Annotated in this window: 13 protein-coding genes; 2 read left to right on the top strand and 11 right to left on the bottom strand. The window is 68.7% G+C overall.

What is annotated here, in order from left to right:
- Window positions 1-9 precede the first annotated feature (9 nt).
- The 3 genes from ACGFZA_RS25710 to ACGFZA_RS25700 form a co-directional block, all read right to left on the bottom strand.
- Window positions 10-966, bottom strand: a complete 957-nt coding sequence (locus ACGFZA_RS25710) for an FKBP-type peptidyl-prolyl cis-trans isomerase (RefSeq protein WP_385285194.1) — start codon at window positions 964-966, stop codon at window positions 10-12.
- A gap of 303 nt (window positions 967-1,269) precedes the next feature.
- Complete coding sequence (gene pafA, locus ACGFZA_RS25705; protein WP_123468669.1) at window positions 1,270-2,631, bottom strand: Pup--protein ligase; 1,362 nt, start codon at window positions 2,629-2,631, stop codon at window positions 1,270-1,272.
- A gap of 9 nt (window positions 2,632-2,640) precedes the next feature.
- A complete protein-coding gene (locus tag ACGFZA_RS25700) occupies window positions 2,641-3,900 on the bottom strand; it encodes an MFS transporter (RefSeq protein ID WP_393682151.1) in 1,260 nt (419 codons plus the stop codon).
- Window positions 3,901-4,032: 132 nt separating this feature from the next.
- On the opposite strand from ACGFZA_RS25700, the gene ACGFZA_RS25695 reads away from it, so the two are divergent.
- Window positions 4,033-5,070, top strand: a complete 1,038-nt coding sequence (locus ACGFZA_RS25695) for a LacI family DNA-binding transcriptional regulator (RefSeq protein ID WP_393682149.1) — start codon at window positions 4,033-4,035, stop codon at window positions 5,068-5,070.
- 54 nt (window positions 5,071-5,124) lie between these two features.
- On the opposite strand, the gene prcA is transcribed toward ACGFZA_RS25695, so the two are convergent.
- The 6 genes from prcA to arc all read right to left on the bottom strand — a co-directional run bounded on the left by prcA (window position 5,125) and on the right by arc (window position 11,320).
- Complete coding sequence (gene prcA, locus ACGFZA_RS25690; protein WP_385286913.1) at window positions 5,125-5,997, bottom strand: proteasome subunit alpha; 873 nt, start codon at window positions 5,995-5,997, stop codon at window positions 5,125-5,127.
- 59 nt (window positions 5,998-6,056) lie between these two features.
- The gene (prcB, locus tag ACGFZA_RS25685; protein WP_385286911.1) at window positions 6,057-6,902 is read right to left on the bottom strand and encodes a proteasome subunit beta; all 846 of its coding nucleotides are present in this window, start codon (window positions 6,900-6,902) and stop codon (window positions 6,057-6,059) included.
- Window positions 6,854-7,105 carry an endonuclease VII domain-containing protein gene (locus ACGFZA_RS25680; protein WP_385286922.1) on the bottom strand — a complete coding sequence of 84 codons (252 nt, stop codon included), beginning with the start codon at window positions 7,103-7,105 and terminating at the stop codon, window positions 6,854-6,856. Before ACGFZA_RS25680 ends, prcB begins: the two co-directional genes overlap by 49 nt.
- Window positions 7,106-7,464: 359 nt before the next feature.
- A complete protein-coding gene (locus ACGFZA_RS25675) occupies window positions 7,465-7,683 on the bottom strand; it encodes a ubiquitin-like protein Pup (protein ID WP_385286909.1) in 219 nt (72 codons plus the stop codon).
- A 120-nt stretch (window positions 7,684-7,803) separates the two neighbouring features.
- Window positions 7,804-9,315 carry a depupylase/deamidase Dop gene (gene dop, locus ACGFZA_RS25670; RefSeq protein WP_385286907.1) on the bottom strand — a complete coding sequence of 504 codons (1,512 nt, stop codon included), beginning with the start codon at window positions 9,313-9,315 and terminating at the stop codon, window positions 7,804-7,806.
- A gap of 238 nt (window positions 9,316-9,553) precedes the next feature.
- Window positions 9,554-11,320, bottom strand: coding sequence for a proteasome ATPase (arc, locus tag ACGFZA_RS25665; RefSeq protein WP_385286905.1), 1,767 nt, complete (start codon window positions 11,318-11,320; stop codon window positions 9,554-9,556).
- A gap of 242 nt (window positions 11,321-11,562) precedes the next feature.
- On the opposite strand from arc, the gene ACGFZA_RS25660 reads away from it, so the two are divergent.
- Window positions 11,563-11,874, top strand: a complete 312-nt coding sequence (locus tag ACGFZA_RS25660) for a ferredoxin (protein WP_311313341.1) — start codon at window positions 11,563-11,565, stop codon at window positions 11,872-11,874.
- A 129-nt stretch (window positions 11,875-12,003) separates the two neighbouring features.
- On the opposite strand, the gene ACGFZA_RS25655 is transcribed toward ACGFZA_RS25660, so the two are convergent.
- Together ACGFZA_RS25655 and ACGFZA_RS25650 are read right to left on the bottom strand one after the other, a co-directional pair.
- A complete protein-coding gene (locus tag ACGFZA_RS25655; RefSeq protein WP_385286903.1) occupies window positions 12,004-12,591 on the bottom strand; it encodes a hypothetical protein in 588 nt (195 codons plus the stop codon).
- Window positions 12,592-12,856: 265 nt separating this feature from the next.
- Window positions 12,857-13,762 (bottom strand): tRNA (adenine-N1)-methyltransferase, encoded by a 906-nt coding sequence (locus ACGFZA_RS25650; RefSeq protein ID WP_326735259.1) that lies wholly within the window; start codon window positions 13,760-13,762, stop codon window positions 12,857-12,859.
- Window positions 13,763-13,800 lie beyond the last annotated feature (38 nt).

Below are 13,800 nucleotides of genomic sequence, written 5' to 3'. Positions count from 1 at the left end.
GGGACAGTCTTACATCTTTGCCAGGATGTCCACGGCGAAGACGAGCGTGGAGTTCGCGGGGACCGACTGCTGCGCCTTGTCACCGAGGCCCTGGTCCGGCGGAATGACGAGCAGCACACGGCTGCCGATCTTCTTGCCGATCAGGCCGTTCTTGAGTCCCTTGAGGGTGACCTGGGCCAGCGGGAAGGAGGCGGTCTTGCCCGTGGTGTAGGTGTTGTCGAACTCCTTGCCGTCCTTCCACAGCTTGGCCACGTAGTTCACGACGACCGTGTCGGTCTCCTTGACGACGTCGCCCTTGGACTCCAGGACGTAGTTGGAGACCAGCTTCTTGGGCGGAGTGACCTTGCTGGGGATCGTGAGGGTCGGCGCCTTGCCGTCAGTGTTCGTGCCCACCTTCGGCAGGTCGACGTTGTCCTGGGCGACCGGCGTGCCCTTGGCGGATGCCGGGATCTGCTTGGCCTTCAGGATGTCGACGACGAAGACGAGGGTGGCGTTCGGCTTGATGTCACCCTGGCCCTGCGCGCCGTAACCGAGGTCCGGCGGGATGACGAGCTCGACCCTGCTGCCGACCTTCTGGCCGACCAGGCCCTTGTCCCAGCCCTGGATGACCATGCCGGCGCCGAGCGTCAGATCGAACGGCTGCTTGCGGTCGAAGCTGTTGTCGAACGGCTTGTCGGAGTCCCAGGCCTGGCCCAGGTAGTTGACCTGGATCGCGTCGCCGTTCTTGAGCGTGGCGCCGTCACCCTCACTGACGACCTTGGTCTTCAGCTCTTTGGGCGGCGTTCCCGTGCCCTTGGCCAGGGTGGGCTTCTCGCCGAACTTCGCGCCCGCGGTGATGGCGGGGAACCCGCCCTTCGTGGGGGCGGACGCGGAGGCGGAAGCGGAGTCGGAGCCCTTGTCGTCGCCGCCGCAGGCCGCTGTCAGCAGCAGCAGGGGGATGACGAGAAGGCCGGCAATTCGGCGCACTGGTTCCTCAGATCTCAGACGGCACGTTGTTGGGACACAGCCCCAGGGGTCCCCGACACTCTAAGGGCTGTCCCGCAATTCCTGGCGGGCGCACGACGACAGCTACGGCACCTCGCCGCGTTGTCGAAACGCCCGAATACATCCAGTATGCGGGCGCCCCTCCGCCTTGCGATGCACCGCATCTGACGCCGCGCGCTGATCCACCAGGAATTGCGGGACAGCCCTTAGGGCGTGCGCAGGGCCCCGTACGAGGAACGTACGGGGCCCGAGTCGCACAAGAGCCGAGGCGCGTCCTGCGCCGGCTCACATACCCGCGATCAGCTTCTCCACTCGGTCGTCGACGGATCGGAACGGGTCCTTGCACAACACCGTGCGCTGCGCCTGGTCGTTGAGCTTGAGATGGACCCAGTCGACGGTGAAGTCCCGCCGCTGCTCCTGGGCCCGCCGGATGAAGTCGCCCCGCAGCCGCGCCCGGGTCGTCTGCGGGGGCACCGACTTGCCCTCGAAGATCTTCAGGTCGTTGCAGATACGGGCGGCCTGCCCCTTGCGTTCCAGCAGGTAGTACAGGCCCCGGCGGCGGTGGATGTCGTGGTAGGCGAGGTCTATCTGGGCGACCCGCGGATTCGACATGGTCATGTTGTGCTTGGCCCGGTACCGCTCGATGAGCTTGTACTTCATGACCCAGTCGATCTCGGTGCCGATCCGGTCGAGGTCCTCGGCCTCGATCGCGTCGAGCGTGCGGCCCCACAGTTCGAGGACCTTCTCGACGTTGCCCGTGCGGATGCCACGGCGGTCCACGAAGTCCACGGCCTTCTCGTAGTACTCGCGCTGGACCTCTATGGCGGAGGCCTCGCGGCCGCTGGCGAGCCGGACCTTGCGCTGCCCCGTGATGTCGTGGCTGACCTCGCGGATCGCCCGGATCGGGTTCTCCAGCGTCAGATCCCGCATCACCGTGCCCGCCTCGATCATGCGGAGCACCAGGTCGGTCGCGCCGACCTTGAGGAGCATGGTCGTCTCGGACATGTTGGAGTCGCCGACGATGACGTGGAGGCGGCGGTAGCGCTCCGCGTCCGCGTGCGGTTCGTCGCGGGTGTTGATGATCGGACGGGAGCGCGTCGTCGCGGAGCTGACGCCCTCCCAGATGTGCTCGGCACGCTGGCTGACGCAGTAGACGGCGCCCCGGGGGGTCTGCAGCACCTTGCCGGCGCCGCAGATCAGCTGTCTCGTGACGAGGAAGGGAATGAGGATGTCCGCGAGCCGGGAGAATTCCCCGTGCCGCGCCACGAGGTAGTTCTCATGGCATCCGTAGGAGTTTCCTGCCGAGTCGGTGTTGTTCTTGAAGAGATAGACGTCGCCCGCGATTCCCTCCTCGTGCAGGCGGCGTTCGGCGTCGACAAGCAGGCCTTCGAGAATGCGCTCGCCGGCCTTGTCGTGGGTGACCAGCTCGGTCAGGTTGTCGCATTCGGGGGTTGCATATTCCGGATGCGATCCCACGTCGAGGTAGAGGCGGGCGCCGTTCCGCAGAAAGACATTGCTGCTGCGGCCCCATGACACAACACGGCGGAAGAGGTAGCGCGCCACTTCATCAGGAGACAGTCGGCGCTGTCCCCTGAACGTGCACGTGACGCCGTACTCGTTCTCCAGCCCGAAAATGCGGCGGTCCATGACTGAACATTACGCCTGATGGCCCGAGCTGAAACCGGGTTCGACGGCACCGTTTCGATCATTTTCCGATCCTCGCACCGCGACAGCACTACGCCCGGGAGCTGCGAGGACCTTTCCGGTGGCCAGCAGAACCACCAGAGCGGCCACTCCACCGGCCCCCGCGACGGCGAAGCTCCACGCCGTCCCGCCCAGTTCCACGGCCGGGCCCGCCACGGCCGTCCCGGCCGCCGCGCCCACCCCGAACGTCGTCACGAGCCAGGAGAACGCCTCCGTCACCGTGCCCCGCGGGGCGTGCCGGTCGACGACGATGAACGAGCAGGCGATGGCCGGGGCCAGGAACACCCCGGCGACCGCGGCCAGCACGGTCATCGCCACCACGCCCGGGGTCAGCACCAGCGGGAGGTAGCCGAGCGCGAGCAGCGCCACGATCACCCGGAGCCTGCGCTCGGGCGGCCCCGACCACTGACGTGCCCCGTACACCGTCCCCCCGATCAGCGCGCCGAGTCCCAGGGCCGCCATCAGCCAGCCGTAGACGGACTCCTGGCCCTGGTCGTCCGCGTACGCCACGCCCGCCACCGTGATGGACCCCAGCGCCAGGCCGACGAAGAAGAAGGAGCCGAGCAGCGCCAGCAGCCCCGGCGAGCGGAGCGCCCCCAGCCAGTGGGACTCGCGCGGTGCGGAACGCCAGGCCCTGGACGGCTCGGACAGGACGACGGAGAGCGCCCCCAGGACGCCGATCGCGTTGATGACGAGCAGGGCCGCGGCCGGCGACCAGAGGGAGACCAGCACGGTCACCAGCAGCGGCCCCACCGTGAACATGACCTCCTGCGCGACCGCGTCCATGGCGTACGCGCGGTGCACCCGGTCCTCGCTGCCGAGGATGCTGGGCCACAGGGCCCGCAGACCGCCCTCCAGCGGCGGTGTGAACAGTCCAGCCACGGCCACGGCCGCGTAGGCGAGCGGCAGCCACCCGAAGCCCGCCACGGCGAGCAGGACCATGCCGAGGGCCGACAGGGCGGCGGCGGGCAGCTGGACGCGCGGCTGGCCGTACAGGTCCACGGCACGGCCCAGCAGCGGCTGCCCGACCGCGGTGCCCAGCCCGTACACCGCGGCGAGCGCGCCCGCGAGGGCGTAGCTGCCCCCCTCCGCACGGGTGAACAGCACGATCGCGATGGGGGCGGTGCCGTTCGGCAGCCGCCCCACGAGGGTGCCCGTGAGCAGGCGGGCGGCATGCCGCGCCCGGAGGATGTCCAGATATCCCGCGGCCATGTCCCGCCCTCTCCTTGGAGCGCCCTTCCGGCCACCCTAGGTTTTACGTATAACTTCCAGGTACATACGTACCATGAGCCCAGCCCGCAGGTCCACCTCACGGCGCCTGCCCCGACCGGCCCGGAGGCCCGCGTGACCAGCCCAGCCCCACCCGGCCCGCCCCGGCCCACCAGCCGCGACGTCGCACGGGCCGCAGGCGTTTCCCAGGCCACCGTCTCCCTGGTCCTCGGCGACAAATGGCGCGGCCGGGTCTCCGAGGCGACCGCCGGACGGGTCCGCGACGCCGCCCGCGGCCTGGGCTACCGGCCCAACCTCGCCGCCCGCAATCTGCGCCTCGGCCACACCAGGACCGCCCTGCTCGTCGTCCCCGCCCTGACGAACGAGTTCTTCGCCCGGGTCTACACCGGCGCCGCCGCGGTCGCCGCCGAACACGGCTTCGGCGTGGTCCTCTACCCCTCGCCCGACGGCACGGGGCCCGCCCGGGACCCCTTCGCCTCGGCACGCGCCGCCCTGGACGGCGTGATCGCCTCCTCCATGGCCGCCGACGCCCTCGGCGCCCTGCACGGCGCCGACGTCCCTCTGGTCATGCTCGACAGCGATCCCGCCGCGCCGGGACCCGCCGCCCGGGTCAACCTCGACATCGCCGACGGGATGCGCCAGGTGGCACGCCATCTGCTCGCCCTCGGCCACCGGCGCTTCATCCATCTCGCGTCGGCCGTCGACTCCTGGACGTTCGTGGTCCGCGCCCGGGCGCTCCACGACACCCTGAGCGGCGTCCCCGGGACCGACGTCCGTTCCGTGCGGGCCGCGCTGGACGTGCGGGCCGGACGCGCGGCCGCAGAACGCGCGCTGGCCCTACCCGGCCCCCGGCCCACTGCCATCGTCTGCGACGACGACATCCTGGCCGCGGGTGCCTGCAAGGCCGCCCGACGGCTCGGGCTGCGGGTCCCGGACGACCTCTCGGTCACCGGCTTCGACGACCTGGCGCTGGCCACGGCCGTCGAACCCGAGCTCACCACCGTGCAACTGCCCGCCGAGCAGGTCGGCGAGCGCGGCATGAGCGCGCTGCTGGCCGTACTGGACGGCAGGCCGGCGGAGCCCGGCAGCCTGCCGGTGCACCTGGTCGTCCGCGGCTCCTCCGCGCCCCCGCCCGACTGCGGCACCCCATGACAGTGCCCCGGCCCGCCGGGGAGGCGGACCGGGGCACAGAGGCCGGCGCAGCGGCTACTCCACGTCGCCGCCCGAATCGGTGGAATCCTCGGACGCACCGGCACCGGGGGACTTCGGGGCGGCCTTCTTCGCGCTCGCCCCGCCGGTGTCCGTCGTGGCCGCCGAGGTGTCCGCGCCCTCGCCGTCCTCCGTGTCCGAAGGAGCGTCCGTCGGCGTCGAACCGGCGCCGTCCGCCTCCAGCAGCCGCGCCAGCTGCCGGCCGACGATCCGCTTGAACTTGCGCTGCTGCGGCCTCGTACGGTCCAGGACCGCGACCTCCAGCCGCTCCGCGGGGATCTCCCGCTCGCTGCCGTTGGGATCGCGGGACAGCGCCTGCACCGCGAGCTTCAGCGCCTCGGCGAGGGACATCCCGTCGCGGTGGCGCTGATCCAGGAAGGTGCTGATCTGTTCCGCGTTGCCGCCGACCGCGACCGAGCCGTGCTCGTCCACGATCGAGCCGTCGTGCGGCAGCCGGTAGATCTGGTCGCCCTCGGGCCCGGCCCCGACCTCGGCGACCACCAGCTCCACCTCGTACGGCTTCTCGGCCGCACTGGAGAAGATGGTGCCCAGCGTCTGCGCGTAGACGTTCGCCAGTCCACGCGCCGTCACGTCGTCGCGGTCATAGGTGTATCCGCGCAGATCGGCGTAGCGCACTCCGCCGATGCGGAGATTCTCGTATTCGTTGTACTTTCCGGCGGCGGCGAAACCGATCCGGTCATAGATCTCGCTGAACTTGTGCAGCGCACGGGACGGGTTCTCGCCGACGAACACAATGCCGTCGGCGTACTGCAGCACAACCAGGCTGCGACCACGGGCGATGCCCTTCCGGGCGTATTCCGCCCGGTCGGCCATGGCCTGCTGAGGTGAGACATAGAACGGCGTCGACACCGGCTATCCGTCCCTTTCTGTCAGTGGCAGGAGCATCGAAGAAGCCTCGGAACGGACGGTCAGAGCAGCGCTGCGCGCGGGCCGTCGGGCTGTTCCAGCCGGCGTTCCAGAATGGAGCGCGCGATCTCGGAGGATTCCGCCGCGGTCAGCTTCCGGAAGCCCTCGTCGGTGATGACGGTGACGATCGGATAGATACGGCGGGCCACGTCCGGACCGCCGGTCGCCGAATCGTCGTCCGCGGCGTCGTACAGCGCCTGGACGACCAGCGTGAGCGTCTGCTCCTCCGTCAGGTCCTCGCGGTACAGCTTCTTCATCGAGTTGCGGGCGAAGATCGATCCCGAGCCGGTCGACGCGTACCCGTGCTCCTCGGAACGGCCGCCGGTGACGTCGTAGCTGAAGATCCGGCCCCGCTCGCGGTCCACGTCGTAGCCGGCGAAGAGCGGCACCACGGCGAGACCCTGCATGGCCATCGCCAGATTGCCCCGGATCATCGTGGAGAGCCGGTTCGCCTTGCCCTCCAGGGAGAGCTGGGCCCCCTCGACCTTCTCGAAGTGCTCAAGCTCCAGCTGGAAGAGCTTGACCATCTCCACGGCCAGCCCGGCCGTACCGGCGATACCCACCGCCGAGTACTCGTCGGCCGGGAAGACCTTCTCGATGTCGCGCTGCGCGATCATGTTGCCCATGGTCGCCCGCCGGTCACCGGCCAGGACGACGCCGCCGGGGAAGGACGCCGCGACGATCGTGGTGCCGTGCGGCGCCTCGATGGCCCCCTTCATGGGCGGCAGCTGCCGGTTGCCCGGGAGCATCCCGGGCGACTGCTCGGTCAGGAAGTCCATGAACGAAGAGGACCCGGGCGTCAGGAAGGCAGCTGGTAGACGCCCGGTGCTACGAGTGTTGGCTTCCACGCGTTTCCCTCCAGGTAAGCGATGGCCCTGCGCAAGGTGTCAGGAGCATCTCCCAACTTGCCGATGGCCGAGTTGCAGTTGAAGCACAGTACGCCTCGGACCCTACCCGTCTGGTGGCAGTGATCCACATGAACGGCGGGTGAGGCCAGACAGATCGTGCAGACCCCCGACTGCGAGGAGATCGTGTCGTCGCGCTGAGCCATGGTCATGCCGTACTGGCGTTTCAGGTGACCCTCGCGCCCCTCAACCGACTTGCACGCCTTGCAGCGCGTCGCCAAGCCATCGGGGGCGGTCGAGTTGCGGTGCCAGTCGCTGTGTGGTTTGACCTCACCGCACTTCCGGCATTCCTTGTGCCCCTGCGGAACGCGTACACGCTCTCGCACCGGCTTTCCCTGGGACCCTCGGCGGCGCCGGTAATGCGCAGCGCCGTAAGCAGCCACGCATTCCCGGCACCGAGGCTGAAGCCCGTCGCGCCGGTTCCTGTCCGACGCGAAGGAAGTCATTGGCAGCTCCCGCTCACACCCAGAGCACCACTTCGCCTCAAACGATGGGGACATCTCGCCTACTGTCCGCCTTTTTGAACGAAGCTCCGCACGAAATCCTCTGCGTTGGCTTCGAGTACGTCGTCGATCTCGTCCAAGACGTCGTCCACGTCGTCGCTCAGCTTCTCCTGTCGCTCCTTGAGGTCCTCGGAGCCCTGCGCATCCTGCGCCTGCTCCTCGGCCTCTTCCGTGGAACGCGTCGCCTTCTGCTGTCCGCCGCCGGTGTCCTTGGTCGCCATATAGCTCACCCCGCTCGGTTCGAAGCACTTGATCAGACCCTACCTACGGGGTCCGACATTGGCCCGGTACTTGTCTCAACGTCCGGAGGTCATCGGAATGATTCCCAGTCGGCGGCCCTTTCAGCCGCCCGACAGCACCCGGACCAGTTCCTCCGCGGTGCGGCAGCGGTCCAGGAGTGCCTTGACGTGGTCACGGGTGCCCCGCAGCGGCTCCATCGTGGGGACCCGCTGAAGGGAGTCGTGGCCCGGCAGGTCGAAGATGACCGAGTCCCAGGAGGCCGCGGCGACATCGTCCGCGTACTGTTCCAGACAGCGACCGCGGAAATACGCTCTGGTGTCCTCCGGGGGCGCTGTACGGGCCTTCTCGACCTCGTTCTCGTCCAGCAGGCGCTTCATCCTGCCGCGGGCCACCAGACGGTTGTAGAGGCCCTTCTCGGCCCGCACGTCGGCGTACTGCAGGTCCACCAGGTGCAGGCGGGCCGCGTCCCAGTCCAGGTCGTCGCGGCGGCGGTAGCCCTCCATGAGCTCCCGCTTGGCGATCCAGTCCAGCTCCCGGGAGAGGCTCATCGGGTCGTTCTCCAGCCGGTTGAGCGTGTCCTCCCAGCGGACCAGGATGTCCTTGGTCTGCTCGTCGGCGTCCGCCCCGTACCGCTCCTCGACGTATTTGCGGCCCAGCTCGAAGTACTCCATCTGGAGCTGGACAGCGGTGAGTGTCCGGCCGCTGCGCAGAGTGATCAGCTGCTGGAGGTCCGGGTCGTGGGAGACCTGGTGCAGGGTGCGCACCGGCTGGTCGACGGCCAGGTCGACGTTGATGAAGCCGTCCTCGATCATGGAGAGGACCAGCGAGGTGGTGCCGAGCTTGAGGTAGGTGGAGATCTCCGAGAGATTCGCGTCACCGATGATCACGTGGAGCCGGCGGTACTTCTCGGCATCGGAGTGGGGCTCGTCGCGTGTGTTGATGATCGGGCGCTTGAGGGTGGTCTCCAGACCGACCTCGACCTCGAAGTAGTCGGCGCGCTGACTGATCTGGAAGCCGTGCTCGTGGCCGTCCTGGCCGATGCCGACCCGGCCCGCGCCGGTGACGACCTGGCGCGAGACGAAGAACGGCGTCAGATGGCGCACGATGTCGGAGAACGGGGTCTCGCGCTTCATCAGGTAGTTCTCGTGCGTGCCGTACGACGCGCCCTTGTTGTCGGTGTTGTTCTTGTAGAGGTGGATCGGCTGGGCGCCCGGGAGCTGGGCGGCGCGCTCGGCCGCCTCGGCCATGATGCGTTCGCCTGCCTTGTCCCAGAGGACCGCGTCCCTGGGGTTGGTGATCTCCGGCGAGCTGTACTCGGGGTGCGCGTGGTCGACGTAGAGCCGTGCCCCGTTGGTGAGGATGACGTTGGCCAGGCCGATGTCCTCGTCGGTGAGCTGGCTGGAGTCGGCGGTCTCGCGGGCGAGGTCGAAGCCTCGCGCGTCGCGCAGCGGATTCTCCTCCTCGAAGTCCCAGCGGGCGCGGCGCGCCCGGTGCATCGCCGCCGCGTAGGCGTTGACGATCTGGGACGAGGTGAGCATGGCATTGGCGTTGGGGTGGCCTGGCACGGAAATCCCGTACTCGGTCTCGATGCCCATTACTCGCCGTACGGTCATGCGGCCCTCCTTGCCCGGCGGCGCTCCCTTCCGGGGCGGCGCTCAAGTACCGCTGCTTTACCGGTGCGTGCGCGGTTCGCCCGTTCCCGCACTGCGCGACCGGGCGGTATGCCAGAGCCTAGAGCGCCTCTGTGCCGGTGGGGAGATCAATTACGTCATTACCTGCGGTGTCGTGGGAGCTGTCCGGAAAGCAACCGGCTGCGGATGCCCGGCCGGGCATCCGCAGCCGGTCTGCGTTCTAGAGGTACTGCCCGGTATTCGCCACCGTGTCGATGGAACGACCGGTGTCCGCGCCCTGCTTCCCGGTGACGAGTGTGCGGATGAAGACGATCCGCTCACCCTTCTTGCCGGAGATCCTGGCCCAGTCGTCCGGGTTGGTGGTGTTCGGCAGGTCCTCGTTCTCCTTGAACTCGTCCACGCAGGCCTGGAGGAGGTGGGAGACGCGCAGGCCCTTCTGGCCCTGCTCGAGGAATGCCTTGATGGCCATCTTCTTGGCCCGGTCGACGATGTTCTGGATCATCGCGCCGGAGTTGAAGTCCTTGAAGTAGAGGACTTCCTTGTCGCCGTTGGCGTACGTGACCTCGAGGAAGCGGTTCTCCTCGGACTCGGTGTACATCCGCTCGACGACCGACTGGATCATGGCGTGAGCCGCGGCCTCCTTGGAGCCGGTGTGCTCGGCGAGATCGTCCGCGTGCAGGGGCAGCGAAGGCGTGAGGTACTTCGCGAAGATGTCCTTCGCGGCCTCTGCGTCGGGACGCTCGATCTTGATCTTCACATCGAGGCGGCCGGGTCGAAGGATCGCGGGGTCGATCATGTCCTCGCGGTTGGAGGCGCCGATGACGATGACGTTCTCCAGGCCCTCGACGCCGTCGATCTCGGCGAGCAGCTGGGGGACGATGGTGTTCTCCACGTCCGAGCTGACGCCGGATCCCCGGGTGCGGAAGAGCGACTCCATCTCGTCGAAGAAGACGATGACGGGGGTACCCTCACTCGCCTTCTCACGGGCACGCTGGAAGACCAGGCGGATGTGCCGCTCGGTCTCGCCGACGTACTTGTTGAGGAGCTCCGGACCCTTGATGTTGAGGAAGTAGCTCTTGCCGGCCGGCTGGCCGGTGACTTCGGCGACCTTCTTGGCAAGGGAGTTGGCGACGGCCTTGGCAATGAGTGTCTTGCCGCAGCCGGGCGGACCGTAGAGCAGGATGCCCTTCGGTGGCCGCAGCTCGTGCTCCTTGAAGAGGTCCGGGTGGAGGTAGGGGAGCTCGACCGCGTCCCGGATGAGCTCGATCTGGTCGCCCAGTCCACCGATCTTGTTGTAGTCGATGTCCGGGACTTCTTCGAGGACGAGTTCTTCGACCTCGCTCTTGGGGACGACTTCGTAGACGTAGCCGGACCTGGGTTCGAGCAGCAGGGCGTCGCCGGGGCGGATGGTGATGTCCAGCAACGGCTCGGCGAGCCGCACCACCCGTTCCTCGTCGGTGTGCCCGACCACCAGGGCGCGTTCGCCGTCCTCAAGGATCTCCTTGAGGGTGACGATGTCCCCGGCCCGCTCGAATTCCATGGCGTCGACCACGTTGAGCGCTTCGTTGAGCATGACCTCCTGGCCGCGCCGGAGGTCCTCCAGCTCGACACTGGGGCTGACGTTCACCCGGAGCTTGCGGCCCCCGGTGAAGATGTCGCAGGTGCCGTCCTCGTTCGCCTGCAGGAACACACCGAAGCCGGCCGGCGGCTGTGCGAGCCGGTCGACCTCTTCCTTGAGGGCCACGATCTGATCGCGGGCCTCGCGGAGTGTGCCGGCGAGCCGCTCGTTCTGTGCGGACACGCCTGCGAGGTTGGTCTGCAACTCGACGATCCGCTCTTCGAGAATCCTCGTATGACGCGGAGAGTCGGCGAGCTTACGTCGCAGGACGGCGATTTCCTGCTCGAGATAGGCGACCTGGCCGGCTGGGTCATCGGACCCCCGCCCGGGCCGGATGCCGCGGTTGATGTCGTCGTCGTGGGCTGCCACGGTCCTCACCTCCTCCAAGGGGAGCTGGACGCTTCCTGACCCTACCTGGGTGGGTGATGATTGAAACCCCTAGATCACAAAGACTGTGGGGTGTGTCCGATCTTCACCCTTGCGCTCTCTCCCTCGTGTCAGGTGAATACCCACCCTTCAACCTCCGAAAGCGGCCGGTTGTATCGTCGAAGTGTTCAACACCCGTCAGGGCTGGCTTTTTTTGGTTCCGATACGCAGGAACGGCAGGAGAAATGACCGTGCAGCAGGACGCTCCGACCGGTAGCGAGACGCAGGACCTGGAGGTCTGGATCGACCAGGACCTCTGCACGGGGGACGGCATCTGCGTGCAGTACGCCCCGGAGGTCTTCGAGCTGGACATCGACGGTCTCGCCTATGTGAAGAGCGATCAGGACGAGCTGCTGCAGGACAAGGGCGCGACCACGCCCGTCCCGCTGCCGCTCCTCCAGGACGTCGTCGACTCGGCCAAGGAGTGCCCGGGCGACTGCATTCATGTACGGCGCGTTTCGGACAGGGTCGAGGTCTTCGGACCCGAAGCCGCCTGACCGCGGCCCCGTACATCTGACGCGCGCCCGCCGGGACGCCGCCCGGACATCTGACGCGCTCCGGGACACATCCCGCCCGGCCACGGCCTCCGGGGGGCGTGCGGGGACCGCGGACCCGCCGCGTGACGGTCAGACGCCGGTGGCGGCGGGGTCCTCCGACTGGCTGCTGCGCACGAAGGCGCCGTTCTGCCACTGCCAGGTGACCTTCTCCTGCTCGTCGGGGCAGCAGGAGGGCACGGAGGCCGAGGAGTAGCCGAGCAGCGTCGCGGAGACGACGCCGTCACGCACCGCGAAGTCGCCGACGCTCATCTTCTGGACGGGGTCCACCAGGGTCGCGACGATCCGCGGTGCGGCCCCCTTCCCCTGGGTCAGGACGTAGACGCCGCTGGGCGGGGTGCCGGATCCCGCCGCGCAGTGGACCACGGCGACGGTTTCCGGACGGCCGTCGCCGTCCAGGTCGCCGGGGGCCTCCTTGGCCACGGTGTCGCCCGCCCCGCCGCATTCCAGAGGGAAGGCCGCCCGGGCCGGGTCGGGAGCGGCGACGGGCGCCGTGCCGTGCTGCGCCACGGTGCGGTGCGGGGTGGAGGCCGAGGCGCTCGCGTCGGGCTGGAGCAGACCGGCTGCCGCGACGACGGCGGCCATGGCCGCCGCGGTGGCGAGCCAGTGCATCGGCGTGGTGTCGGTGTGCGCGAGGTCCGGGAGCGCGGAGGTCTGCACGCGGGATGTCTCCTGTGGTCCTGTGGTGCGGAATGCCGGAAGAGGCGGTGCCGTCGGCGGGACGCCGGCGGCGGGGTGGGGGTGGCCAGCATCGTGCCACACCTCACACGGCAGTGGAACGGTGGGGTCGCCACCGATCCCGCTCCCGTTCGGTGGGCCGCGTTCGGGCAACGCAAAGGCGCCGCCGCCGAGTTCCCGGGTCGGTCCGGGAAATCGGCGGCGGCGCCGGCATGCGCGGGCGCGCGTCGAAGACCGCGCCCCTGGTTCAGTCGCGGTCGGAGCCGCTCTGGCTGCCCGGTCCGGTGTAGTCCTCGCCGTAGGCGCCCTTGGAGGGGCGGCGGCGGCGCGGCGGGGCCTGGACTCCGTCGGCCAGCCGGCGGGCGGTCACGAGGAATCCCGTGTGGCCGATCATGCGGTGGTCCGGCCGGACGGCGAGACCCTCGACGTGCCAGTTACGGATCATCGACTCCCAGGGCTGCGGCTCGGCGAAGCAGCCGATCTCACGGATGGACTCGACGGTCCGCGAGAGCTGGGTGGTCGTCGCGACGTACGCGCAGAGGATGCCGCCGGGGACGAGCGCCTTGGAGACGACGTCCAGGCACTCCCAGGGCGCGAGCATGTCCAGGACGACACGGTCCACGTCGGTTTCCGTGAGGTTGTCCTGGAGATCGCCGACGGTGAGCTGCCAGGCGGGGTGCGGGCTGCCGAAGTAGCGCTCCACGTTCTGCTGGGCGATCTCGGCGAAGTCCTCGCGGCGCTCGTAGGAGTGCAGCATGCCCTGCTCGCCGATGGCGCGGAGCAGGAAGGTGGACAGTGCGCCGGATCCGACGCCGGCTTCCACGACGCGCGCGCCGGGGAAGATGTCGCCGAAGGCCAGGATCTGACCCGCGTCCTTGGGGTAGACCACGGCGGCGCCGCGGGGCATGGACAGGACGTAGTCGGGGAGCAGGGGGCGCAGCGCCAGGTAGACGACGTTTCCCGTGGTACGGACAACGCTGCCCTCGGGAGCACCGATCAGCTCGTCGTGCGAGAAAGAACCCTTGTGGGTGTGGAAGTTCTTTCCGGCTTCGAGCGTGAAGGTGTAGTGGCGTCCCTTGGGATCGGTGAGCTGGACCTGGTCCCCGACCTTGAAGGGCCCACGTCGGCGGGCGGCACCGGTCGGTTCAGACATGTGACCAGCGTACCGGTGTTTCAGGGGGCTCCTGCCGC

It is taken from the genome of Streptomyces sp. NPDC048211 (assembly GCF_043202315.1).
Lineage (GTDB): Bacteria > Actinomycetota > Actinomycetes > Streptomycetales > Streptomycetaceae > Streptomyces.
Note: the sequence above shows the minus strand (reverse complement) of the source record. Positions and strands in the feature narration are given on the sequence as shown.

Coding starts and splice junctions, on each gene's coding strand:
- pafA (WP_123468669.1), bottom strand. CDS start 2,631: ATGGACCGCCGCATTTTCGGGCTGGAGAACGAGTACGGCGTCACGTGC.
- ACGFZA_RS25700 (WP_393682151.1), bottom strand. CDS start 3,900: ATGGCCGCGGGATATCTGGACATCCTCCGGGCGCGGCATGCCGCCCGC.
- ACGFZA_RS25680 (WP_385286922.1), bottom strand. CDS start 7,105: ATGGCTCAGCGCGACGACACGATCTCCTCGCAGTCGGGGGTCTGCACG.
- ACGFZA_RS25675 (WP_385286909.1), bottom strand. CDS start 7,683: ATGGCGACCAAGGACACCGGCGGCGGACAGCAGAAGGCGACGCGTTCC.
- dop (WP_385286907.1), bottom strand. CDS start 9,315: ATGACCGTACGGCGAGTAATGGGCATCGAGACCGAGTACGGGATTTCC.
- ACGFZA_RS25660 (WP_311313341.1), top strand. CDS start 11,563: ATGACCGTGCAGCAGGACGCTCCGACCGGTAGCGAGACGCAGGACCTG.
- ACGFZA_RS25650 (WP_326735259.1), bottom strand. CDS start 13,762: ATGTCTGAACCGACCGGTGCCGCCCGCCGACGTGGGCCCTTCAAGGTC.